Source organism: Roseateles sp. P5_E4, from assembly GCF_054049255.1.
Genome location: NZ_JBFUMS010000016.1, coordinates 86492 through 110141 on the forward strand (window position 1 = coordinate 86492; position 23650 = coordinate 110141).

Here is a 23650-nt window from a genome sequence, read left to right on the forward strand (position 1 = left end):
CGCAGCGAAGGCCCTTCCTACACTCGGCCAGGAATTGCGAGCGGCACACGCAGTGGATGTCGTCATGATCGCGGTCCGAGCCTTTCGACCTCTCGTTTCACGCCATTCATGCCATGAAGCTCAAGCCACTGCCCAGGACCGTCGCCATCGTCATGGCCGGCTTGATCGCCGCTACCACGCAGGCTCAACCGGCCGAACCCTTCCCGGTCCATATCGAGGTGGACGCCGGCCGCACAGCTGGCGAGCTCAAGCCCATCTGGCGCTTCTTCGGCGCCGACGAGCCCAACTACGCGACCATGAAGGACGGCCGCAAGCTGATGAAGCGGCTGGGCGAGCTGCGGCCGGGGAGCGTGTACTTCCGCGCGCACAACCTGCTGAACACGGGTGACGGCACGCCGGCGTTCAAGTGGGGCAGCACGAATGCCTACACCGAGGACCGTGACGGCAAGCCGGTCTACGACTGGGCCGTCACCGATCGCATCATCGACAGCTACCTCGAACGCGGCGTGCGGCCCTACCTGCAGATTGGCTTCATGCCGCAGGCCTTGTCGAGCGCCAAGCCGGGCACGCCGTACCAGCACAGCTGGCGCCCCGGCTTCGCCTACGACCTGATCGCCGGCGGCTGGAACGCCCCGCCGAAGGATTACGCCAAGTGGGCCGAGCTGGTCTTCCAGTGGACCAGGCACTGCGTGGAGCGCTACGGCCGCGAGGAAGTGCTGCGCTGGTACTTCGAAGTCTGGAACGAGCCCAACGGCCCGGCCTACTGGACCGGCACGCAGGAAGAGTTCAACAAGCTGCATGACTACGCCATCGACGCCGTGCGCCGCGCACTGCCCGAGGCCCGCGTGGGTGGCCCCGACGTTGCGGGCTCCGGGGGGGCGTTCATGGACGCCTTCCTCAAGCATGTCGTCAGCGGCCGCAACCATGCGACGGGGCAGATCGGCACGCCGACCGATTTCCTCGCCTTCCACGCCAAGGGCAGCCCTCGGTTCGTCGACGGGCATGTGCGCATGGGCATGGCGCCCCAGTTGAGCGGCATCGCCAACGGCTTCCAGAAGATCGCCGCGGTGCCCGAGCTGAAGGACAAGCCCATCGTCATCGGCGAGAACGACCCGGAAGGCTGCGCCGCCTGCCCCGGCCCGCAGAACGCCTACCGCAACGGCACCATGTATTCCAGCTACACGGCGGCCAGCTACAAGCGCATCTGGCAGCTCGCCGACCGCCACCAGGTAAACCTGGAAGGCGCGCTGACCTGGGCCTTCACGTTTGAAGACCAACCCTGGTTTGCGGGCTATCGCCAACTGGCGACGAATGGCGTCGACCTGCCGGTCCTCAACGTGTTCCGCATGTTCGCCAAGCTGGGGCCAACGCAGCTGCGCGCCACCAGCGACGCCGAAGTGGCGCTGGAGGACATCGTGGCGAACGGGGTCCGCGGCCGCCCGGATGTGGGCGTGCTGGCCACCCGCACGCCCGACGGCAAGATTGCGGTGATGACCTGGCACTATCACGACGACGATGCCAGCGGCCCGGATGCGGCGGTCAGCTTGAAGCTGGCGGGCCTGGGCGGGCAGGCGACGCGGTCGGTGACGCAGTGGCGCGTCGACAAGGCCCACGCGAACGCATTCACGGCTTGGCAGGCGATGGGCGCGCCCCAGGCGCCGGACGCGAAGCAGTACGCCCAGCTGGAAGCCGCCTCGGTGATGGCGCCGGCCGCGCTGCCGGCGCTGGCGGTGGCCAATGGCAGTGCGACGCTGAGCTTCACGCTGCCACGGCAGGGTGTGTCGCTGCTCGTCATCGAGTAGGCGCAAGTACACCCGGTGAACGTCAAGCTTGCAGCACTGAAGTGGCTGGCCGGCCTGCTCGTCTGCGGCCTGCTGGCGCCGCTGGCGCTGGCCGCGGACGCGCCGCGCACCGAGACGCTGATGCTGTCGGGCACCGGCCCGGATGACGCGGTGGACTGGGACTTCGTCATCGACGGCGGGCAGCGCGCGGGCGAGCAGGCGCGCATCAAGGTGCCGTCCAACTGGCAACAGCAAGGCTTTGGCCACTACCAGTACGGCTACGACAAAGGCCCGCGGGCGGCGGACAAGGCGACCTACCGACGCCGCTTCAGCGTGCCGGCCGAGTGGCAGGGCCGCACGGTCCGCGTGGTCTTCGATGCGGTGATGACCGACACCCTCGTGAAGGTCAACGGCAACGTCACGGGGTCCATCCACCAGGGCGGGTTCAACCGCTTCAGCCACGACATCACCCGCTGGCTCAAGCCGGGCGAGGACAACGAGATCGAGGTGCAAGTCAGCGAGGCCTCGGCCGCCACGGCCACCGACATCGCCGAGCGCCATGGCGACTACTGGGTGTTCGGCGGCATCTACCGGCCGGTGTGGCTGGAGGCGTCGCCGCTGCAGTCCATCGCGCACGTGGCCATCAACGCCCAGGCCAGCGGCGAGCTCACGGCCGACGTGACGCTGCGGGCGCCGCGCACGGTGACCCGGCTGGCGGCCCAGGTCACCACCCGCGACGGCACGGCCGTGGGCCAACCCTTCTCCGCCGCGATTCCCACCGGCGGCGCCGGGCGCGTGCGCGTCCAGGGGCGGATCGACCAGCCGCTGCTCTGGTCCGCCGAAACGCCGCACCTGTACTTCCTGCAGCTCACGCTGTTCGAAGGCGACAAGGCCGTCCACCAGGTCAGCGAGCGCTTCGGCTTTCGGACCTTCGAGGTGCGCGAGGGCCGGGGCCTGTACCTCAACGGCCAGCGCATCATGCTCAAGGGCGTGAACCGCCACAGCTTCCGCCCGGAGACGGGCCGCGCCGTGTCACGCTCCCTGGCCTATGAGGACGCGCACCTCATCCGGTCCATGAACATGAACGCCATGCGCGTGGCCCACTACGCGCCCGAGAAGGCCTTCCTGGAGGCCGCCGACGAGTTGGGGCTTTACGTCATCAACGAGCTGAGCGGCTGGCAGAAGGCCCATGACACCGAGGTGGGCCGCAAGCTCGTGCGCGAGCTGGTGGAGCGCGACGTCAACCACCCCAGCATCCTGTTCTGGTCCAACGGCAACGAAGGCGGCTGGAACCGCGAGCTGGACGGCGACTTCGCCCTCTACGACCCGCAGGCGCGGCCGTTGCTCCACCCGTGGGAGGCTTTTGGCGGCATCGACACCAAGCACTACCCGCGCTACCCGGATCTGCAGCGCCGGCTGGCCGGCCCGCTGCTGGTGATGCCCACCGAGTTCCTGCACGGCCTGTTCGACGGCGGCCTGGGTGCCGGCCTGGACGACTACTGGCGAGCCATGAGCGCCTCGCCGCGCGGCGCGGGCGGCTTCCTTTGGAACCTGGCGGATGAAGGCCTCGTGCGCACCGACCAGGGCGGGCGCATCGACGTGTTCGGCAGCTACGCGCCGGACGGCATCGTCGGCCCCCGGCACGAGAAGGAGCCCAGCTACTACACGGTCAAGGAGATCTGGTCACCGGTGCAGATCGCGCCGCCAACGCTCGACGATCAATTCAACGGCGTGCTGAAACTGCGCAACGCGTTCGATTTCACGACGCTGGCGGCGGTGCGCTTCCAGTGGGAATGGATTCGGTTCGCCCAACCGCAGGACCGCAGCCCGGACGCCCGCGTGCTGGCCCAAGGCGACCTCGCCGGGCCGGCCGTGGCTCCGCATGCCGCGGGTGAATTGAAGCTGCCGCTGCCCGCGGCCTGGCGCGAGGCGGATGCGCTGCGCCTGACGGCAATGCAAGGCGACCAGCATCTGTGGACCTGGGTCTGGGCAGAGCCGGACCGGCCCTCCCACCTCGCGCGCCAGCATGCCGGCACGCCCGCGGCGGTGAGAGAGGGCGACAGCATCCGGCTGCAGGCCGGCGCCATGTCCGCGCGCTTTGATGCCCGTACCGGCCTGCTGCTCGAACTCGCAAGGGGCGGCAAGGTGCAACCCTTGTCCAACGGGCCGCGCCTGGTGGTCGCCCGGCCCAGGCAGGCCGCCGAGCCGGCATGGCTGGAGCCGGACGCCGCGGCCGACGGCGTCTACGAGTTCCCCACGCCGACGATGGCCAATGTTGCAACCATCGACCTCGGCATCACCGAGACCGATGGCTGGGCGAGCTTCAGGCTGGATCTGTCTGCCGATGGCCAGCGTTGGAAGACCGTCTTTGATGGCGCACGGGTGGCGCGCGACGGCCAGACCTACATCTTCCCGCCCCAGGCCGTGAAGGCACTGCGCGTGACCCGCCTGGCGGGTGTGCGGCGCACGCCCTCGGTGGTGTCTCTGCGGCTGGCCTTCGAGGCAGACCGCTTCGCCGTACCGGCGGCTCAGGTCGTCGTGACCGCAGGCACCGGGCCGCAAGGCGCCTGGCTGGAAGCGCCTGGCGCCGGCGGGCTGGACCGCGTGCGCTGGACGCTCGGCGAGGACGACGACGGCGGCGTGCTTGCGCTGGACTACGGCTACCAGCTCCAAGGCCCCACGCTGTACCACGGTGTCGGCTTTGATCGGCCGCTCGTTGAGGCCAGCAAGCCCCGCGCGCTCGTGCGCGGGCCGAGCCCCGTCTGGCAGAACCGCCTGCGCGGGCCCGTGCTGGGTGTGTACGACATCGCGCCGTCTGCCGGCTATTTCGCGGACCCGCGCTGGCTGCGGCTGAGCTCACCAGCTGGGGACCTCACCATCGTCAACGACGGGGCAGGCTATCTGCAACTGGGCGCGAGGCTGGCAGACTTCCCGACCACCAGCGTGGATTTCCCAGCCAGCGACATCGGCTTCCTGCACGCCATCCCCGCCATGGGCGCCAAGGGCCAGGCCGCTGACCTGACCGGGCCGGCGGGTGAGCCGGCCCTGGCGACGGGACGCTACGGCGGCCGGTTGCTGCTGCGGTTCTGACGGCCGCATGGCGCTGCCCGGTTGCACAACGATCACAGGAGACCCATTGAACCCCCTTCACTTCATGCGGGCCGCGGCTTGCGGCCTGCTCGCCCTGGCGGCCACGGCACCCGCTCAGGCGCAAGACATCGCCCTGGGCCAACGACTGTTCGACAGCAACTGCGCCATGTGCCACACCGCGACACCGGACAGGCGCGCGCTGATGGGCCCCGGCCTGCATGGCATCGTCGGGCGCAGGGTGGGTGAAGCGCAGGGCTTCGGCTACTCGGCGGCACTGTCCGCGCTGGGTGCAAAGGGCAAGGTCTGGACGAAGGCGGAGCTGGACAGGTTCATCGCCGACCCCTCGGCCTATGCACCCGGCACCACCATGCCGATCAGCATGGCGGACAAGGCACAACGCCGGGCGCTGTTGGCCTATCTCGAAAAGCTTTCAGGCCCGGCGACCACGGTGGCGGTGAGCACTGCGGCCAGCAAGCCGGCGGTCCCTGGTGCAGACGTGGGCAGCTGGAGTGCTGATCGACCGGGGCGGATCCATGAGTGGAAGGTGGCCGACCTGCCCAAGCCCTTCGCCACCGAAAGCGCGAGCAACGGGCCCCGCACGGTGCCACGCCCCGAGGGCGCGTTGCCGTTGGTTCCCGAGGGCTTCAAGGTCAGCTTGTGGGCCAGGGACCCTGATCGCGGCCGCGTCATGGTCAAGGCACCCAACGGGGACATCTTCATCTCGTCCACGACGAAACGGCTGGTCAAGGTGTTCCGGTCGTCCACGGGCGAGACCGCCGATGTGGTGAGCACCTTTGCGTCGGGCATGGACCGCCCCTTCGGCCTGGCTTTCTGGCCGACAGGCTCCGACCCGCGGTACCTCTACGTGGCCTTCGTCAATTCCGTCGTCCGATATCCGTACCGCAACGGCGACCTTGTGGCCGGCGGTGAGCCCGAAGTGGTCGTTCCCAAGCTGTCCCAGGCCGTCGGCGCGCACTCGTCCCGGACGCTGGTGTTCTCTGCCGACGGACGCACGATGTTCCTGTCCATCGGCTCGGCGACCAACGTCGCCGAGGGCATCGGCAAGACGCCGCCCGAGCCGCTTGCCGGCTGGGAAGCCAGGCACGGCCTGGGTGCAGCCTGGGGTGAGGAGGAAGGCCGCGCCGTGGTGCTGGCGTTCGATGCCGATGGCAAGAACCGGCGCACCTATGCCGCGGGCCTGCGCAACTGCGTCGGCATGTACCTCTACCCGCGCACCGGGAACCTGCTGTGCAGCGTCAACGAGCGCGATCTGCTGGGCGACAACCTGCCACCGGACTATCTGACCCGGGTGAAGGAGGGCGCGTTCTATGGCTGGCCCTGGTTCTACATCGGCGCTCATGAAGACCCCCGTCTCGCCGGCCATCGCCCCGACCTTCGCGACAAGGTGACGGCGCCCGATCTGCTGCTGACGGCGCACGCAGCGCCACTCGGCATGGTCATGTATGAGGCGCCGCCGGCCGCCCCTGCGGCGTTCGCGAAGGCCTACGACGGCGACCTGTTCGTCGCCTTTCACGGCTCCTGGAACCGGCAGACGCGCACGGGGTCGAAAGTGGTCCGGGTGTTCATGAAGGATGGCGTGCCGACGGGCCGTTATCAGGACTTCGTGACGGGTTTCGTCGCCAGCGACACCGAAGTCTGGGGCCGGCCCAGCTCGGTCGCCGTGCAGAAGGACGGCTCGCTGCTCGTGGATGACGATGTGACCGGCGAGATCTGGCGCGTCGCTCCGAAATGAACGTTCCAGGCTGACCGACGACGCGTTGCCCGTTGCCCTGCACGCCCCCTAGATTGGAAGCTGCCCGGGGCGTCCCACCGGACCGGAAACATGTTCTCCTTGCCGGCGGACCGTTCACCCGATTCCGTTGTCAGGTTTTTCGTCTCCGTCAGCCAAGGAACATCATGACTCGCTCACGAACGTTGCTCAGCGCGCTTCTTTGCGCTTGCGCGGTTTTGCCGTTTGGCGCGGCGCATGCGCTCGGCGTCGTCACCTATGTGGGCCACGCGGCCGCTGACAATTTCAATCCGCTCAATCGCCTGAATGACATCGACCACGGGACGACCTTTGCGCCTGCAAGCTACGGGGTGAACGTGGATGGCAACGTCGCCACCTCGATCACCGATTCAGCCCAGGGGGGCTCGGCTTATGCCTATTCCCTCTCCGTGGCTGCGTACTCGCCCGTCCTCGGATTCACCGTCGGCGGTGGTGCTGGAGCGACCACGACGATTCATTACCAGGTCATGCTGAGCGGCCCGGCCGCGGCAACGGTAGTGCCGGTGCACGTCCTCGCCCACGGCTTGGTCGACGGCGAAGGAAGTACGCAGGCATCGGCCTCCTTCTCCGTGAACTACGACAGCGGCGGTGCTGGCGCGATTTTGCTCGCCGGCATCAACCTCAACGGAGTGAGTGGCAACAGCTTCTCGTTCGATCAGGTCACCAACTTCAAGGTCAATGCCGTCTTTGATGTCTACCTCCGTGCCGATTCCGGCTCGGGCGGCCCCGGCGGGCCGGCAGGCTGGTCGAAGGCCTTCGTTGACCCTTCGTTCACGATCGACGACCCGGCGCTGGCCGCGCTCTACCACTTCGAAGGCATTCCTAGCGCCGTGCCTGAGTCGGCGACCTGGGCGCTCACGATGTTGGGGCTGGGCGTGGTTCTCGGCGTGCGGCGCCGGCGGACTGCGCTCGTGCCAGTGCCCGAATCGCAATGATTGGTTAACTGGCCCCAGTAGGCGGCCGCGCCATGCGCCTCAAATGGTCGCTCCGCTAGACTGACGACCATGCGCCACGGCCTGACGACCTTCCTGCTGATGCTGTGCATGTGCTGGCAAGCGCTGGCCCATGCAGGCGTTGCCGTGGGGATGGCGGGCCAGGAAGAGCAGCAGCATGCGTTGATGCACCTCGAGGGCCAGGGGCACCATCACGATGATCACGGCGATGCCAGCGGCGTCCACGAGGACCAGTCGCTCGCCTCGGCCCATCATCTGGCCAGCGACTGCGGCTTGCATTCACCGGTCCTGATGACCCGTGTTGACCTGCACTTGCCGCAACTGCCGCCGGCGATGCCGGTGCAGACCGCGGTGACGCCGCCTCCACCGCCCTGCCTTGCCGGCCCCGAGCGGCCGCCCAAAGCCCAGTCCTGATCCCGCCCGCGACCCGCGCGTGTACACGCGCGGCCGTCTGTCGCTCTGGTGGTGACCTCTTGCGCATGACCAGCCCTGGGCTGGCCTCATGCGGGTCGCCGCCGCTTTCGCATCAGGACCCTCGTGAAAATCCCTCCATGGTTGGCGCCATGGCTCACCGGCAGCGCCCTTGCTGCCAGCGCGCTCGCCTGTGCCGCCCAACCCCTATCGAATTCCGCAGCGCTCGCGGCCAGCCGCCCCAGCCTGGCCCAGGCGATTGACGCCGCCTGGCAGCGCTCCGTCGAGGTGACGCAGTCGCAAGGCCAGCAGCGCCAGGCTCGCGCTGAACAGGCCGTCGCCGCCAGCTGGCTCGCCGCGCCGCCAGCGCTGCAGCTGTCCCAGCGTGAAGGCCGCGGCAGTGGCGCCAGCGGCCAGCGCGAAACCGAGGTCGGCGTCGCCCTGCCGCTGTGGCGTATCGGCGCCCGCGCAACCGCCGGCCAGGCCGCCCAAGCCGGCCTCGACTGGAGTGCCGCCGCCGAGCGGGCCGCCCGCCTGCACGTGGCCGGCCAGGTGCGCGAAGCCCTTGGCCAGCTGAGCAGCCTGGAGGCGGAGCAGCGCCTGGCCGCGCTGCAAAGCCAGTTGCTCGGTCACCTGGCCGAAGACGTCGACCGCCGCGTCAAGGCCGGCGACCTCGCGCCTGCCGACGCGATGGCGGCCCGGGCCGAGTGGCTGTCCAGCCAAGCTCTGGAAGCCGAGGCTGCACTGAAGCTGCACGCCCAGCAGACGCAATGGCAACTGCTGACGGGCCTCGCCGTTGCCGCGCGGTTCGAGCCTGCATCTGCTGGCACGGCCGTCGACCTCAACGACGCCCACCCCGAACTGCAGCTCGCCACACGCGCCGTCGAGCGTGCCCAGCGCCAGCTCGCCCTGGCGCAGGCCCAGCGCGGCGATGGCCCCGAGCTGGGCGTCAACCTGCGCCAGGAACGCCCCGGCCAGGGCAACCCGGCACTGAACAGCATTGGCGTCGCGCTGCGCCTGCCTTTTGCTGCATTTGGCACCGAGACGCACGCCCAGCCGCGCATTGCCAGCGCGCTGTCCGAGGTCGACATGGCCCTGACCCAGCAGCAACGCACCCGTGACCGCCTCGCGGCCGAGCTGGAGCTGGCACGCAGCCAGCTGCAAGGTGCTCAAGCCCAGACCCGCCTCGAAACGCAGCGCGCCACGCTGCTGCGCGAGCGGGCGGGCCACATCGACAAGGCTTTCAAGGCGGGCGAAGCGCCGCTGCCCGAACTGCTGCGCGCCCTCAGTGCCGCCGCCCACGCCGAGGCTGCCAGCGAACGCCAGCAAGTCCATCTGCGCCTGGCGCAGGCGCGACTCCAACAAGCCCAAGGATTGCTTCCATGACCTCCCTTTCCCTGCTGCGCGCCCTCGGCGCCGCTGCGCTGGCCGTGAGCCTGGGCGCTGCGGCCGGCCCCGGCGCCCACGGACCCAACGGCGAACATCTCGACAGCCCGGCCGCCACCACCGCGCCTGCCGGCAGCCGCCCGCGCATCGAAGCCAGGAGCGAGCAGTTCGAGCTGGTCGCCACGCTCGCCGGCGGCGAGTTCTCGATACTGATCGATCGCTTCGCGACCAACGAGCCGGTGCTCAAGGCGCAGGTCGAAATCGAGTCCGGCGGTCTCAAGGCCAAGGCGCCCTTCCATGACGACATCGGCGACTACGCAGTCGCCGACGAGGCGATGCTGAAGCTGCTCGGCAAGCCCGGTGACCACGCCATCGTCATCACCGTCATCCACGGCAACGAGTCGGACCTGCTGGACGCGACCCTCAAGGTCACCACCGACCAAGCCCAGGCCGCGGCGCAGGCGCCGCACGCGCACGAGCCCGGCGATGACCAGGGGCACGACCACCCCAGCGGCTCACGCAAGCTGTGGACAGGGATGGGCGTCATCGCGGCGGCGCTGATCGCCGTGGCTGCATGGCGCCGCCGCGCCGGCGCCAGGACCGGGAACGGAGGCCAGGCATGAAGCGCCCGCTGCTGACCCTTGGACTGCTGCTGGCCGCCACGGCCAGTCTCGCCGGTCCCGGCGCCCATGGCCCAAATGGCGAACACCTCGACCAGGCCGGCCCGACCAGCGCCTCTGGCCTCGTGCGCCTGCCCGACGGCAGTGTCAACGTCCCCAAGCTGGCCCAGCGCCGCTTGGGGCTGCGCACGCAGATCGCACCCGAGACCGAAGCCGCCGCGACGCTGGAGCTGCCCGGCCGTGTGGTGCAGGACCCCAACGCCAGTGGCCGCGTACAGGCCAGTCATGGCGGCCGCATCGAGCCCGGGCCCAGAGGCCTGCCAGTGCCCGGCCAGGCCGTGCGACAGGGCGAGGTGCTCGCCTTGCTGCACCACCACGCCGAGCCTTTCGCTCAGGCCAACCAGGAGGCCCAGCGCGCCGAGTTGCGCGCCGGCCGCCAGCTCGCCGAGCAGCGTCTGAAGAGGCTTGAAGGGCTGGAGGGCACGGTGCCGCGCAAGGAGATCGAGGCCGCGCGCCTGGAGGCCGAGTCCCTGGCCGCGCGCGAGCGCAGCATCGCCGCGAGCCTCGACCAGCGCGAGCCGCTGCGCGCGCCGGTGTCGGGTGTCATCGCCCGCTCCGAGCTGATGGCCGGCCAGGTCATCGACGCGCGTGACGTGCTCGTCGACATCGTCGACCCGGCTCGACTGATGGTCGAAGCGCAGACGGCTGACGTGACGCTGGGCCAGCGCATCGCCGGCGCCGAGCTTGCGGGCATCGGCGGCGTGAAGCTGCAGCTGGCCGGCGTGCCGCGGGCCTTGCGCGACGGCACCTTGCCACTGAGCTTCCGCGCCCAGGCGGACAAGGCCGGGGAAGCGACATCGCTCGCCGTCGGCCAGACGGTCACGGTCATCGTCGCGCTGAAGGACAAGGCCAAGGGCATCGTGCTGCCGGCCGAGGCCGTCGTGCGCAGCCCCGTCAACGAGACCGTCGTCTGGATCAAGACCGGCGCCGAGCGCTACATGCCGCAGCCGGTGCAGGTGAAACCGCTGGACGCCAAGACCGTGCTCGTCACGCGAGGCCTTGCGGCGGACAACCGCGTCGTCGTGCAAGGCGCGGCGCTCATCGCGCAGATCCGCTGAAGGGACGGCCATGTTCAACTGGATCGTCCACACCAGCCTGCGCAACCGGCTCTTCGTTCTGGCCATTGCCGCACTGCTGATGACCTATGGCGGCTTCACCGCCTGGCGCACACCGGTCGATGTTTTTCCCGACCTGAACAAGCCACTGGTGACTGTGCTGACCGAGGCGGGCGGCATGGCGCCCGAGGAGGTGGAGCAGCTCGTCAGCTTCCCCATCGAGACGGCGCTGAACGGCATGCCGGGCATCACACGCGTCCGCTCGACGTCGGGCGTGGGCCTGTCCCTCGTCTACGCCGAGTTCGACTGGGGCACCGATGTCTACCGCAACCGCCAGCAGGTGGCCGAGCGGCTGGCGCAACTGCGCGGCCAGCTGCCGGGCGACATCGCGCCGGTCATGGGCCCCGTCTCGTCCATCATGGGCGAGGTCATGCTGATCGCGTTGCCGCTGGGCGCCGGACAGGCGACGCCGATGCAGGCACGCGAGTACGCGGACTTCGTGTTGCGGCCTCGGCTGCTGGCCATCCACGGCGTGGCCCAGGTCATTCCCATCGGTGGCGAGGTGCGCACGCTGCGCGTCGAGCCGGACACGATGCGCATGGCCCAGCTCGGCGTGTCGCTGACGCAGGTGGAGCAGGCGCTGCGCGGCTTTGCGAGCAACGCGGGTGGCGGCTTCGTCGACCTGAACAGCCGTGAGTACCTGATTCGTCACCTTGGGCGCACCCATCGCATCGAGGACCTGCAGGGCATCGCCGTCGCCTGGAAGGACGGCCGCGCCATCCTGCTGGAGCAGGTGGCCAACGCGCGCTTCGCCGCCGGCTTCAAGCGCGGCGACGCCGGCTACAAGGGCGCACCGGCCGTCATCGTCAGCGTGCAGAAGCAGCCGGACGCCGACACGGTGCAGCTGACGCGACAGATCGAGACGGCCCTGGGCGAGCTCGAGCCCGGCCTGCCCAAGGGTCTGAGCGCGCCCCAGGTGCTGTTCCGCCAGGCCGACTTCATCGAGGCCTCGATCAGCAACGTCACCGGCGCGCTGCGCGACGGCGCCATCATGGTGGCCATCGTGCTGTTCGCCTTCCTGCTGTCGGTGCGCACGACGCTGATCTCGCTGATCGCGATCCCGCTGTCGCTGGCTGTGACGGCACTCGTGTTCCGCCTGCTCGACCAATCCATCAACGTGATGACGCTCGGCGGCCTGGCGATCGCCGTCGGCGAGCTGGTGGATGACGCGGTGGTGGACGTCGAGAACATCCAGCGCCGGCTGCGCGAGAACCGGGCGCTGGCCCACCCGAAGCCAGTGCTGGAGGTCGTGCGGGCCGCCAGCGTCGAGGTGCGCACCGGCATCGTCTACGCGACGCTGATCGTCGTGCTCGTCTTCGTGCCGTTGTTTGCGCTACCGGGCATCGAGGGCCGGCTGTTCACGCCGCTGGGCATTGCCTACATCGTGTCCATCCTCGCTTCGATGCTCGTGTCCATGACGGTCACGCCGGTGCTGAGCGCCTTCTTGCTGCCCCGCATGAAACGGCTGGCGCACGGCGACAGCCCGCTGGTCGCGCGGCTCAAGCGCTGGGACGAACGCGTGCTGACCTGGTCCTTCCCGCGCGCGCAGCTGCTGATCGTCTCGGCGGTGATCGCCGTGGCTGCCGCCGCGGCCAGCGTGCCGTTCTTTCCGCGCGCCTTCCTGCCGGCCTTCAACGAGGGCTCCCTGGTGTTGTCGCTGATGTTCAACCCCGGCACGTCGCTGGCCGAGGCCAACCGCATGGGCGCGCTGGCCGAGAGGCTGATCGGCCAGGTGCCCGAGGTGACCCAGGTGGGCCGCCGCACCGGCCGCGCCGAACTGGACGAGCATGCCGAGGGCGTGCACTCGTCGGAGATCGACGTGGACCTGCGGCGCGGCGGCAAGCCCGTCGACCGCGAGGCGGTGATGGCCAGCATCCGCGCCCAGCTCGCGTCGCTGCCCGCCCAGGTCGCCATCGGCCAACCCATCTCGCACCGGCTGGACCATCTGCTGTCGGGCGTACGGGCGCAGGTCGCCGTGAAGATCTATGGCGACGACACCGACACGCTGCGCGGCCTGGCCGAGCAGATGCGGGCGGGGCTGAGCAGCGTGCCGGGTCTGGTGGACCTCACCGTCGAGAAGCAGGTGCTGATCCCGCAGATTGCCGTGCGGCTGGATCAGCGCAAGGTCGCCCAGGCCGGGCTGTCGCCGGGCGAAGCCGTGCGCGTACTGCAAACCCTGACGGACGGTGCCCACGGAGCGCAGATCGTCGACGGCCAGCGCCGCTATGACCTGGTGCTGCGCCTGCCCGACGACCAGCGCGGCCCGCAGGACCTCGCGCGCACGCTGATCGACACGCCGGCCGGGCGGTTGCCGCTGTCCAGCATCGCCACCGTGGAAGAGTCCGACGGACCCAACCAGATCGGCCGCGAGAACGGCCGCCGGCGCATCGTCGTCTACGCCAACACGGACGGCCGCGACATGGGCCGCGTCATCGGCGACATTCGCCAGGTCATCGCCAAGACGGCGCTGCCCACCGGCGCCTTTGTCAGCCTGGAGGGCCAGTTCCAGGCCCAGGAGCAGGCCACGCGGCTCATCGTCGGCCTGTCGCTGGTGTCGCTGGCGATGATGTTCCTCGTGCTCTACACGCGCTACCGCTCGGCGGTGCTGGCAGGCATCATCATGGCCAACATCCCGCTGGCACTGGTCGGCGCCGTCATCGCGATGTGGCTGGCCGGCGTGACGCTGTCGGTGGCAACCATGGTGGGCTTCATCACGCTGGCCGGCATTGCCACGCGCAACGGCATCCTCAAGGTCAGCCACTACATCAACCTGTGCCGCTTCGAGGGCGAGCACTTCGGCCAGCCCATGATCGTGCGCGGCTCGCTGGAGCGGCTGACGCCGGTGCTGATGACGGCCCTCGTCGCGGCCTTCGCGCTGACCCCGCTGCTGCTGGCCGGCGACGAGCCGGGCAAGGAGATCCTGCACCCGGTGGCCGTCGTCATCTTCGGTGGCCTGGTCAGCTCGACGCTGCTGGACACGGTGCTGACGCCGGTCATCTTCTGGCTGGTGGGTGAGCGCCCCTTGATGCGGCTGTTGCGGGATGAAGAGCCCTCGGCGGGCGCGCAGGAGGCTTTCTAGACGTTGATCGAGGCCATGCGGCGCCGCACGCCATCAAGTAACGTGCCGTCATGACGAAACGACTGATTGCTCTGGGCGTCCTGCTCGCCACTGGCATGCCACTCTGGGCGGCCGATGCGGCCCGCGACAACGGGACGCTAGCAGCCAGGGCCGAAGCCGTGTTCGGCAAGCAGGCGGGGCAGAGCTTCGATGCGCCGGCGGTCAAGCCGAGCGCCTCGGCGCCGCGCACGGAGAGCGTGACGGTGACGCTGGCCCCGGGCAAGGGCGCCGAGGTCCAGGCGGAGCTCGACGCCGGCCAGGGCATGGTCTTCCACTGGTCCGCCAGTGCCGACGTGGCCGTGGACCTGCATGGCGAGCGGGCCGGCTCGAAGGACGAGTACACCAGCTACGACATCGAAGCCGGCCAGCGCCAGGGCGCCGGCACCTTCGTGGCGCCGTTCGCGGGAACGCATGGCTGGTTCTGGAAGAACCGCAGCCAGCAGCCGGTCACGGTGACCGTCACGATCACGGGTTTTCACAAGCGCCTGGTCCGGCACGGTGGGCAACCCTGAAGGCGAAGCCGAACGTGCCCCTTCATCTGCACCTTCCCGCGCTACGAGGTGGCCTGCTGGCTCTGCTGGCGGCCGCGCTGTTCGGCGTCAGCACGCCCCTCGTGCAGACGCTCGGCCAAGGACTGGGGCCGTTCACGACCGCGGCGTTGCTGTATGCCGGCGCTGGTCTCGTCGGCGCACTGCTGCGCCAGAAGGCGGAGAAGGAGGCGCGCGTGCTCCGCTCGGACGTGCCGCGCCTGCTGGCCGTCGCCCTCTTCGGCGCGGTGATCGGCCCGGTGGCGCTGGCGTGGGGATTGCAGCGCACCAGCGGCACCGGCGCGTCACTGATGCTGACACTGGAGGCCCTCTTCACGGCCGTGCTGGCCTGGAGGCTCTATGGCGAGACCATGGACCGGCGCGTCTGGGCGGCGATGCTGTTGCTGCTCGCGGGCGGCGTGCTGCTCATCCTGGACCAGGGCCTGGCGTCAAGTGGCCAATGGGTCGGGCTGCTTGCCGTGCTCGCGGCGACGGCCGCTTGGGGCACGGACAACACCTTGTCGCGCGCGCTGGCTGAACGTGATCCCGGCCAGGTCGTGCTCGCCAAGGCTGCGCTGGGCGCCGCGGCAACGACGGTGCTGGCCTTCGTCGCGGGCGAGGCGATGCCCAGCCTTGGCGCAGCAGCAGGGTTGATGGGCATTGGCGCGACCGGTTATGGCCTGAGCCTGCGCTTTTACCTGCTGGCCCAGCGCGAGTTCGGTGCGGCGCGCACGGGCTCGGTGTTCGCTTTCGCGCCCTTCATCGGCGCCGCGCTGGCCTTCGGGTTGGGAGACCGCTCAGCCGGCTGGGGCATGGCCGCCGGGGGCCTGCTGATGCTGCTGGGTGTGGCGCTGCACCTGGCCGAGTCGCACGACCATGAGCATGAGCACGAGGAGCTGCAGCACGAGCACGCGCATCGGCATGACGACGGGCACCACGACCATCACCACGATCCGATGCCCGCGGGCGCACACAGCCATCGGCACCGGCACGATCCCAAGCGCCACAGCCATGCGCATGTGCCGGACGCCCATCACGGGCATGACCACTGAAGTCAACGCCCCAGGCGCGCCTTGACTGCCGCCACGAGCGGCGCGACGGCCGACGGTGGAAACGGCGACACGCTGCTGACGTTGATCTCGCAGAGCACGTAGCTGCCCGGTTGCTCACCGAACAGGAAATCGCAATCCCACAACATGGGCAGCTGGTCCCGGCTCAGGCCGACGCGCTCGCGCAGCAGGTCTATCCATCCTGACTCCAGGTGCTGCCGCAGCGCCTGGAACTGCGGCAGGTCCGCCGGGTGATAAAGCCGCGGGCTGGTGGCAGGTGGCGGCCCACCGTCCTTCGCGGGATGGAGCGCATTGACCGCCTGGTGCCCGAAACCGGCAACGCGGTCCTCGACGAGGTAGGCCCTCACCATGCCGTCGACGAGACGCGGCTGCCAGGCTTGGTCGATCATGTGGCCGCCGTTCTCCGGCTCGAAATAAGGCGCCAGCCGCTGCTGCAGCTCGTGCAGGCTGAGCAATTCCTCCTCGCTGCCCCGTTGCGCGTGGCGCACCTTCAAAAGCGCGGAGCCGGCGGCCTCGACACGCCAGACGCCATTGCCACTTTGCCCGCGGTGCTGCTTGAGCACACGCGCCCCGATGGTCAGCCGCTGCGGCAACTCGTCGACCAGTTGCGCCAGGCTGTCGACGCGGACCGCATCGCTGCCGAAGGGCAGGTCGCGGACGTCGACAAGAACGTCCTTGGTGCCGAGCTTGAGCAGGGTGTCGGGATGCGTGCTGACGAAGACGCCGCCCGCGGCCAGCTCGCGCAGCATTGCATCGAGCCGGTCACGGCGGCGGCCCGCCTCGATGGGGTTGCACCAGACCAGCAGGCCATCCACTCGCTTCAGCTGGGTAGCGACTTCATCGGCGAAGTCGTCGTGATAGACGGCCGGCTCGGCCGCAATGCCGGCGGCGGCAAAGGCCTCGAACAGCGCGGCAAAGCGACTCTCGTCCGGGTCATTGCGGTCGCGGGCCGCACGGTCTCCTGGATAGAGCAACGCCAGCGTGGGTGGGTGGTCAGCAGCCATGCGCGGACGGGCCGTTCAGGCTGGCTGGGTCAAGAGGAAGGTCCTGGGGGATGGCGTTCATGGCTTGTCCTCGGCGTTCTGAAAGGCAGTCAGCAGGCCCTCGAAGACCCCGGCGCTGACTTGCATCAACTGGTCGTCATCGGTGATGGCCTCGCGCATGCCGGCCAGCACGCGCTCGACGCCCGCGGCCTCCGGCGGCTGCACGCCGCCGATGTCCAGGCTGTGCACCAGCAGGCCCAGGCGCAGCAACGCAGGCGTCTCCAGGCCGAAGCTGGCGAGCAGCGTCTCGAAGGTCACGCGCGCGCCGACGTGGGTGAAGGTCGCGCCGTCGAAGTCGAAGCCGAGCGCCCTCTTCGGGCAGTCGGCCGGCGACTTGAGCCACAGGATGCGGGCTTCGGGATCGATGAAGCGGCGGATCAGCCAGGCGCAGGCCATCCGGTCCACCCACGGCCGGGCGCGCGTGGCCCAGATCCGCCCCTGGTAGTCGGCCCGATCCAGTGGCGTGATGGTTCGCACGGCGGGTTGAGGCTCATCCGGCGACAGCAGCCGGCTGGCCTGGTCCTCGAATTCTTCCAGTGCTTCGCGGGCCTGGCGTTGGGCCTCACCGGGAAAGAAGTCGATGGCGACGAACTGGTCGAAGGCCTTGCGCAGCTTGCGAGCCAGCTTGACCGACTCCATCGCCTGCTCGGCGCTGAGCCGCTTGCGACCGTCGGCGATATCGCCCAGCAGGGCCGCGAACTCGGCGCTGCGGTTGAACAGCGCAGGGAAATTTGCGTCGCCAGACTCCGTGCCCAGCAGATGAGCCGTACCGTCGTTCTGGCGCAGGTCGTCGGCAATGCTGCCCAGCGCCGCCTCATGCGCCTCGGAGTGCGGCAGCAGGTAGACGCCGTCGCGCAGCACCGCCGCGCCGCAGCCCTTGAGCGCCCGCCAGACGCGCATGCGGGCGGCGGTGTTCTCAGTCGGCAGCGAGAGGATGAGGAGCAGCCACTTCATTTGGTTTAATATATAACATCATGTCTCAACTGCAACATTGCCCGCTCTTGCTGAGTTCTGAATTCCCCGCACTCAGGTCCGTAGGGCTGGTCTGGCTGATGGTTCACGCAGAACTGGGAACGCGACGAGGTCGGCAACGGCGACATGGGGACGGTCCGTGAGCCAATAGCGTCTTTCCAGGAAAGCTCGTCGGTCAGCTTATCGAGTCCGTTGCCTTGCGCAGGATGTCGTCGGTACGCATGCTGTTGTAGTCCGCCGCCCGCGCATCGCGCACGGTTCCGTCGGGCACGATCTGCAGTTTCCCAGTGGTCGCCGGATCACCAATCCTTGGCGCAGCAGGACGTCACCTGATTGGCGGTGAATCGCGCCCAGCCCAAGCCGACAGTGGCTAAGAGCATCGCGCCAAGAGCCGGGGCCGAAAACCTCGGCCGTTCGGCCGATGACCACTCAATTGGGGAACGGCGCCGGGCTCGCCAGGTAGTCCTTGAACAGGCGCGCGAACTGCCCGTCATCGGTCGTGATGGTCGCCGACGTACTTCCGCCCGGACTGAAGACGATCGCAAACACACCGATCGCCGTGTATTGCGCCGCATGCGTGAGCATGTAGTGCACATGGTTGTCGCGGTAGTGGCCTGGTGTGCCGCCAGGGGCGGCCGAGGGTACGCCCATCGGCGTCTGCCAAAACAGAATGGGCAAATTGCCGAGGATGCTGCGCGTGGCGCTCCACTTGGCCAGCTCCTGGCTGTAGTTGGGTGTGGTGATGTTGTTCTCGTCCAGGTAGAACGGTCCATTGCCGCGTCCCGCACATTCAGCCACCGGCGATGCGACTTCAAAGCAACCAGCATCCCGATCGCTCGTCTGCGCCACGATGAAGTCAGCCTTGTCTGCACCGAGTTTCAGCATGAAGTTGCCGACGCTTGTGGCATCGCCTCCCCAAAAGGATGGCGGGAAGCCGAACTTTGCATTTGGCGCGTAGGTGCGACCGAGGGCCAACAGGCACCCGGCGACGCCTACTGTGGTGTCCGGCTGGCCGGCGCATTCGGCGACAAAGCTAACGCGCGCCGGCACCTTCGTCGGATCGCCGCCTGACTTGGCCTGCACGAAGCCCCAGAAGTCAGGCTCGAGGTTGACCAGGGCGGGCTGGCCAGTGGCGGCGATCTTCTGGTACATCAGTTTTACTTGTGACCAGTATTTCGTCATGAACGCCGCGTCATTGACCGGGATCATGTCGGCTTCACCATCGGCGGCCATTTGGAACAGCGTGAACAACGGCACGGCCCCGATCGCCCTGTCGGCGGCTGAGACGTAAGTCACATAGGCACCGTCCGGACTGTTCCAGTAGGGCCATGAGCCCGGGCCGGTCCCTACGAGGTAGGTGTCGATGATGTCTGGCTGAATGTGCTGACTCGTCATGTCCGAGATCGAATTGCCACCGAGCCCCACGAGAAGCCGACTCGGCATGCCAAGCGCCGCATTGATCGAAGGAGGCGGGGCAGGGGCAGGGGCAGGGGCCGGTGCCGGTGCCGGTGCCGGTGCCGGTGCAGGTGCAGGTGCAGGTGCAGGTGCAGGTGCAGGTGCAGGTGCAGGTGCAGGTGCAGGTGCAGGTGCAGGTGCAGGTGCAGGTGCGGGTGCGGGTGCGCCGGTGCCAGACGCATCCCCGGATGAGCCTCCGCCGCCGCAAGCGGCGAGCCAGGAGCTCAACAGGCCGATCGCGATGAGCCGCATGCGATTCGGGCTGCGAGGGGTCAGCGATGCCTTTGTCGGCGATCGGACAACGCAGGGCCCGGCGATTCTTTTGGTCATCGGTGACATTCCTCGGCTTTGTAGGCTGCTCGCTGTGGGCAAGCAGGTGTCCACGAAACGCGCAAATTGGTCTGACAGGAATTCAATCACACCGAATGCGGTCCGACCAGATAACTATTTAACGGTGAACCGACAAGGGGTGTTGGGTCCCGTTTAGCGCCGTAGGCCCCGGTCTTGGATGGGAGGCAGTTGGCGCGCTCCAGCTCATGCAGGTCTGACGCGGCGTTTCATTCAGTTCTGTATTCGACCAAAAGCTCGTCGCTCAGTTCTGAATTTCTAGCTAGCCTGGCGGGCCATGACGGCGTTTGCTCCGTTGGCTTGGGAGTCAAGACGGCCGCATGCAGCGCCACCGCCCCTCGCCCCGCTGGCGCGTGGCGGCGGCCACCGACTCGGGTCGCACGCCTGGCACATGCAATGCGATGACGCGGGCAAAAGGCGTTTTCTGCGGCCATTCGACGAGCACCACAACTGGTCTGCCATCGTGGCAGTGGAACTCCCATTCGGTTTCCACGTCGCCGGCAAAGTGGTTGATCAGCCGGCGGTAGAAGACGTCGGTGACATCCTGCCAGCGCACCTCTTCGACGGAGCCCTTGTAGGCCGAATAACGAAAGCCTACCGTGTCGAAGCTCAGCGACTCGTAGTTGACCGGCTTGCGCAGATCGAAGAACAGGAAAGGCAGTAGTACGCCAACCCCGGCGGTCCAGATGGCGCCCAAGTACTTCGGCGCCGCAAGCGAGGCCACAAGGCACACGGCGGACACAGCCCAGGGCAGCCAGTCAGACGTGTCTTTCAATTTCGGACGCGCCACGACGACGCCACGCGCCTCACTGCGCCGCGCAAAGCTTGCGCGCCACTACCTCAAGCTCTGGCGGCAGCGTGTCGGCCAGCGCGCTTTCGGAGGTAATGACCGCAATGACCACCGCCGCGCCCTGGCCTTCTCGCGCCGCGCGGCCGGCGCCGGTGGATGCGAGGGCCACTTGTCGGCTGCAAGACAGGGTGGTCTCCACCTCAGTGGACTGGGCCGCGTGGCTGGCGGGCGGGTGGGCGTCGGCAGGCGGGGATTGCATTAGCCAGCGCAGCGAGAGGAGATCGCCATCGCGACGGGTGTGGGTCGGGTCGTGGCGCAACGTCTGCGAGCCGGTCACGAGGGGCTGACGGGGCCAGTCACGGGTGGGAGCGTCCAGCAGCGGCTGGTCGGCACAGGCCAGCGCGAGCATGCCTTCGGCGCGCGTGCCGGCCGGAACAGCCTTCCACGGGTCGGGCGCGGGCATGCGTGTGACGCGCGACGCGCCTTGGGCGAAGGCCGCGTCATGCGTCTGGCGCGACAGCAGGTGCAGGCGGCGGCCTGAGCAGTCGAACTCCTGCACGGAGGAGCTTGAGCGGTACTTCGCCCCACCCTGTTCAGCGCGCGGCTGGTCGAAGTTGGCCATCACCCGTACCCGCCCGAGATCGCCCTGCCGCTCGCGCGAGGCCAAGTCCACGAACATCTCGCCAGCCGCGGTGGGCCCCACGTAGCTCCAGTCAGCGTGGGCAGGCATGACCAGGCACAAGAGCAGGCCTGAAGAGACGGTGCCGCGGCGCATTCGATCCCTCCCGAAATTGACGTTTTGCGGAAATTCTGGCAGCGCCCATAGAAACGATGGCTTCAGGCCAGAAGCACCTTAGCCGGCTAGCTTTGCGTTGCCCAGCGGCTGCAGATCTCATAGTTGCGTTCGGCGTCGCCGTCACTCCCCCACGCATCCAATTCCGGCTTGTCGATAGTCTTCAACGCCGCGGCGGCCACCTCACGATCCTTGACCATGCAGGCCAATACTGCGCTCCGGTTGCGCCAATAGTTGCCCGGGTACACCGCAACCAGCCGCTCCAGGCCTTGGCGCATCAATGACCAACGCACCTGCGTTTTATCGAACAGCGATTGTCCGTAGTAGTAGACAGCCGCGTCGTTGTAGAGCCTTGCGTAGCGCATGATGGACTCGGCCTCGGGCAACGGCCGCATTGCCTCGCGCACCCAGGCTTCCAGCTGCTGCGGGGTGCCACCCCATCTCGGCATCAACCCGTCGATAGCGGCGCGGTAGATGCATTCGTCATTGGGCTCGCCTGAAAGGATGCGCCGCGCTGCTGTCAGCCGCTGGTCCACGCTGGCCTTGCGGAACATCAGTACCTCCAGCATCACCTGAGCGACATGGCTGTCCCCGGAGAGCATGGGCGCAAACTCGTTTGCGTGGGCCTGCACGCGGTCGACGGTCACCCGGTAATCCTTGCGAAGGTCGCCCGGCTTGGTGTTGGCAAATGCGCTGCCAGACTGGAACCAGGCCAGGTCTATCAGCGCGCGCAGGTGAGCGGCATGCGCCAGCGCTAGTTCCGGTCTGCTCTTCGCCCAGGCAAGCGTGCCAGCCACGCGGGCTTCGTGATACGCCAGCGACTGCTCGACGTCGCCGCCGCCTAGTCCATGGCGAAAACTGCACAAGGCTAGCGCGCCGTCGCGGGACCACTGCGGGGCAGCGCGCACCGCGACGTCAAGCCGCGTCAGCTCGTCCCAGTCGGCCCAGTACATCGCACTGGCCGCTTGGTAGTGGATCATGTCACCCAGGCCGCCAGCCACTTGTGCATGGCTCAACGCCTGCGCGAAGAGCAGTGCGATAGCCAGCAGCGCTTGCCCGAGTCCCATCACAAGTCCCACTCAAATTCGCGTTCGAACAAACGCATACCCTGTTTCGGCGCCCATTCCATCCAGTCCATCTCTTGCGCCTTGGTCAGCGTTGCCAGGTCAAGGACTCCTTCAAACGCCAACGCACGTACCTCCCGCAAGCCCGGCACTGAAATCTCGCGCTGGACCACCGTCGGATTCACAAGCTTGCCGTCAGAGTTCAACGCGGCCCGGATGGTGATAACGCCACGGACGGTGAAAAGGCTACCCAGCTTGGGGTAGGCGTTGTCGGCGCTGGTGGGGCCAGCCGCAACCAGGCGGTTGATCCCCAGCACGTCGGCGGCCTGCATGGCCATGGCGGCGCGGAATTGCGCCGGAGTGACGCCCCCCCACTGGTGCAGGGCACAGCGCACTGCTGGTTCGGCCACCCGTGGATCCAACCGGCTGTCTCCCGAATCGCCGAGGTAGAGCTGTGCCAGCACGGGGGGAAGTGGCTTCCAGGGAGGCTGACTATCGACGCGCAGTGCCAACAGCATGTCCTCCGCGTCCAGCGGCTCGGTTTCGTCGACTTGTCTTGCCTTGCCCCAGCGCGCCAACAGGTCGCGCTCGGCTTGCACTGCGGCGCGTCGAACTTCGGGCGGCAGCCCGCGCAAACGTGCGAGGCGCATGACCAATTCGCTCGACCACCCACCCACCGGGCGGCACATGCCCGGCATCCGCAATGCTTGGCTCAGTGCGGCATCCTGCTCAGGCCCAGTACTGTCGCGCCCCCACAGCGCGAACTCGTTGGCCAACCGCGCCGTCATGCGGCGAAACCAATCCTTTTCTTCGGGCTGCTGAATTTCCTCCAGTGCCCATTGCGTCATCAGCGCCTGAACCCGCGGCAGATGCTCAGCCTGCATCGCCTGTGCAGCGGCGCGTGCTTCATCGTCGAGCGCGTCGTCGGCTCGCACAGTGAAGCGCGGCACCACGAGGTTCTTGAAGATCTGCTCGATATAGTCACGCTGCGCCTCGCTGAGGGCCGGTGCGGGGGCAGATGCAGCCGCAACTGCAGGAGTCGCCTTGGCAACGGGCGTTGGCTTCTTCTGGCCCGCCGCGAGTACCGGCGCGGCGCAAAGCAACGCCACTACGAGGCCGAGACCGGCTTCACGATTCATCTTCTAGTCTCCCTGGATGGGGCGCATTGTGACGGCCTGTCGGAAGCCGTCGCTGCACCACGGCTCGCGCGGAGTCTGAGTCCGGCGCACCAAAACTGGCTGCGAAACGTGCCACACGGCTGTCGG

Annotated in this window: 19 protein-coding genes; 12 read left to right on the plus strand and 7 right to left on the minus strand. The window is 68.3% G+C overall.

Annotated elements, in window-relative coordinates:
• Positions 1-113 precede the first annotated feature (113 nt).
• From ACXJLH_RS25710 to ACXJLH_RS25760, 11 genes are all read left to right on the plus strand, one after another.
• Positions 114-1802 (plus strand): GH39 family glycosyl hydrolase, encoded by a 1689-nt coding sequence (locus ACXJLH_RS25710; protein ID WP_457447174.1) that lies wholly within the window; start codon positions 114-116, stop codon positions 1800-1802.
• A gap of 15 nt (positions 1803-1817) precedes the next feature.
• Positions 1818-4871 carry a glycoside hydrolase family 2 TIM barrel-domain containing protein gene (locus ACXJLH_RS25715; protein ID WP_457447176.1) on the plus strand — a complete coding sequence of 1018 codons (3054 nt, stop codon included), beginning with the start codon at positions 1818-1820 and terminating at the stop codon, positions 4869-4871.
• Positions 4872-4917: 46 nt separating this feature from the next.
• Positions 4918-6624 carry a PQQ-dependent sugar dehydrogenase gene (locus ACXJLH_RS25720; protein WP_457447178.1) on the plus strand — a complete coding sequence of 569 codons (1707 nt, stop codon included), beginning with the start codon at positions 4918-4920 and terminating at the stop codon, positions 6622-6624.
• A 164-nt stretch (positions 6625-6788) separates the two neighbouring features.
• The gene (locus ACXJLH_RS25725) at positions 6789-7595 is read left to right on the plus strand and encodes a PEP-CTERM sorting domain-containing protein (protein ID WP_082532801.1); all 807 of its coding nucleotides are present in this window, start codon (positions 6789-6791) and stop codon (positions 7593-7595) included.
• A gap of 69 nt (positions 7596-7664) precedes the next feature.
• Entirely contained in the window at positions 7665-8027 is a 363-nt protein-coding gene (locus ACXJLH_RS25730; RefSeq protein ID WP_457447180.1) for a hypothetical protein, read from the plus strand.
• Between the two features lie 123 nt (positions 8028-8150).
• Positions 8151-9410: a TolC family protein gene (locus tag ACXJLH_RS25735; protein ID WP_457447182.1), complete on the plus strand. Its 1260-nt coding sequence runs from the start codon at positions 8151-8153 to the stop codon at positions 9408-9410.
• A complete protein-coding gene (locus ACXJLH_RS25740; protein WP_457447184.1) occupies positions 9407-10033 on the plus strand; it encodes a hypothetical protein in 627 nt (208 codons plus the stop codon). Before ACXJLH_RS25735 ends, ACXJLH_RS25740 begins: the two co-directional genes overlap by 4 nt.
• A complete protein-coding gene (locus ACXJLH_RS25745) occupies positions 10030-11148 on the plus strand; it encodes an efflux RND transporter periplasmic adaptor subunit (protein ID WP_457447186.1) in 1119 nt (372 codons plus the stop codon). The genes ACXJLH_RS25740 and ACXJLH_RS25745 overlap by 4 nt, the downstream gene beginning before the upstream one ends.
• Before the next feature lie 10 nt (positions 11149-11158).
• Positions 11159-14284, plus strand: coding sequence for an efflux RND transporter permease subunit (locus tag ACXJLH_RS25750; protein WP_457447187.1), 3126 nt, complete (start codon positions 11159-11161; stop codon positions 14282-14284).
• 50 nt (positions 14285-14334) lie between these two features.
• Positions 14335-14835, plus strand: coding sequence for a hypothetical protein (locus ACXJLH_RS25755; RefSeq protein WP_457447189.1), 501 nt, complete (start codon positions 14335-14337; stop codon positions 14833-14835).
• A gap of 14 nt (positions 14836-14849) precedes the next feature.
• A complete protein-coding gene (locus ACXJLH_RS25760) occupies positions 14850-15902 on the plus strand; it encodes a DMT family transporter (protein ID WP_457447191.1) in 1053 nt (350 codons plus the stop codon).
• A 2-nt stretch (positions 15903-15904) separates the two neighbouring features.
• Here ACXJLH_RS25760 and ACXJLH_RS25765 read toward each other — a convergent pair whose 3' ends face one another.
• The 3 genes from ACXJLH_RS25765 to ACXJLH_RS25775 form a co-directional block, all read right to left on the minus strand.
• Positions 15905-16924 (minus strand): Cj0069 family protein, encoded by a 1020-nt coding sequence (locus ACXJLH_RS25765; RefSeq protein ID WP_056199933.1) that lies wholly within the window; start codon positions 16922-16924, stop codon positions 15905-15907.
• Between the two features lie 57 nt (positions 16925-16981).
• Positions 16982-17917 carry a chromate resistance protein ChrB domain-containing protein gene (locus tag ACXJLH_RS25770; protein WP_056199936.1) on the minus strand — a complete coding sequence of 312 codons (936 nt, stop codon included), beginning with the start codon at positions 17915-17917 and terminating at the stop codon, positions 16982-16984.
• Between the two features lie 447 nt (positions 17918-18364).
• Positions 18365-19330, minus strand: coding sequence for a hypothetical protein (locus tag ACXJLH_RS25775; RefSeq protein ID WP_457447194.1), 966 nt, complete (start codon positions 19328-19330; stop codon positions 18365-18367).
• Positions 19331-19431: 101 nt separating this feature from the next.
• Between ACXJLH_RS25775 and ACXJLH_RS25780 the strand changes: the two genes are divergently transcribed.
• Entirely contained in the window at positions 19432-19635 is a 204-nt protein-coding gene (locus ACXJLH_RS25780; RefSeq protein ID WP_457447196.1) for a hypothetical protein, read from the plus strand.
• Positions 19636-20045: 410 nt separating this feature from the next.
• On the opposite strand, the gene ACXJLH_RS25785 is transcribed toward ACXJLH_RS25780, so the two are convergent.
• From ACXJLH_RS25785 to ACXJLH_RS25800, 4 genes are all read right to left on the minus strand, one after another.
• Positions 20046-20528 (minus strand): hypothetical protein, encoded by a 483-nt coding sequence (locus ACXJLH_RS25785; RefSeq protein ID WP_457447198.1) that lies wholly within the window; start codon positions 20526-20528, stop codon positions 20046-20048.
• Between the two features lie 16 nt (positions 20529-20544).
• A complete protein-coding gene (locus ACXJLH_RS25790; protein ID WP_157281789.1) occupies positions 20545-21258 on the minus strand; it encodes a surface-adhesin E family protein in 714 nt (237 codons plus the stop codon).
• A gap of 131 nt (positions 21259-21389) precedes the next feature.
• A complete protein-coding gene (locus ACXJLH_RS25795) occupies positions 21390-22388 on the minus strand; it encodes a hypothetical protein (RefSeq protein WP_457447200.1) in 999 nt (332 codons plus the stop codon).
• Positions 22388-23524 (minus strand): hypothetical protein, encoded by a 1137-nt coding sequence (locus tag ACXJLH_RS25800; protein ID WP_056199955.1) that lies wholly within the window; start codon positions 23522-23524, stop codon positions 22388-22390. Before ACXJLH_RS25800 ends, ACXJLH_RS25795 begins: the two co-directional genes overlap by 1 nt.
• Between the last annotated feature and the right edge of the window lie 126 nt (positions 23525-23650).

Bases quoted from the DNA above. Each gene is read 5' to 3' on its own strand.
- ACXJLH_RS25775 (WP_457447194.1), bottom strand. From the start codon at position 19,330: ATGACGAGTCAGCACATTCAGCCAGACATCATCGACACCTACCTCGTA.
- ACXJLH_RS25730 (WP_457447180.1), top strand. From the start codon at position 7,665: ATGCGCCACGGCCTGACGACCTTCCTGCTGATGCTGTGCATGTGCTGG.
- ACXJLH_RS25790 (WP_157281789.1), bottom strand. From the start codon at position 21,258: ATGCCTGCCCACGCTGACTGGAGCTACGTGGGGCCCACCGCGGCTGGC.
- ACXJLH_RS25740 (WP_457447184.1), top strand. From the start codon at position 9,407: ATGACCTCCCTTTCCCTGCTGCGCGCCCTCGGCGCCGCTGCGCTGGCC.
- ACXJLH_RS25725 (WP_082532801.1), top strand. From the start codon at position 6,789: ATGACTCGCTCACGAACGTTGCTCAGCGCGCTTCTTTGCGCTTGCGCG.
- ACXJLH_RS25770 (WP_056199936.1), bottom strand. From the start codon at position 17,917: ATGAAGTGGCTGCTCCTCATCCTCTCGCTGCCGACTGAGAACACCGCC.
- ACXJLH_RS25710 (WP_457447174.1), top strand. From the start codon at position 114: ATGAAGCTCAAGCCACTGCCCAGGACCGTCGCCATCGTCATGGCCGGC.
- ACXJLH_RS25755 (WP_457447189.1), top strand. From the start codon at position 14,335: ATGACGAAACGACTGATTGCTCTGGGCGTCCTGCTCGCCACTGGCATG.
- ACXJLH_RS25750 (WP_457447187.1), top strand. From the start codon at position 11,159: ATGTTCAACTGGATCGTCCACACCAGCCTGCGCAACCGGCTCTTCGTT.
- ACXJLH_RS25795 (WP_457447200.1), bottom strand. From the start codon at position 22,388: ATGGGACTCGGGCAAGCGCTGCTGGCTATCGCACTGCTCTTCGCGCAG.
- ACXJLH_RS25800 (WP_056199955.1), bottom strand. From the start codon at position 23,524: ATGAATCGTGAAGCCGGTCTCGGCCTCGTAGTGGCGTTGCTTTGCGCC.
- ACXJLH_RS25765 (WP_056199933.1), bottom strand. From the start codon at position 16,924: ATGGCTGCTGACCACCCACCCACGCTGGCGTTGCTCTATCCAGGAGAC.
- ACXJLH_RS25745 (WP_457447186.1), top strand. From the start codon at position 10,030: ATGAAGCGCCCGCTGCTGACCCTTGGACTGCTGCTGGCCGCCACGGCC.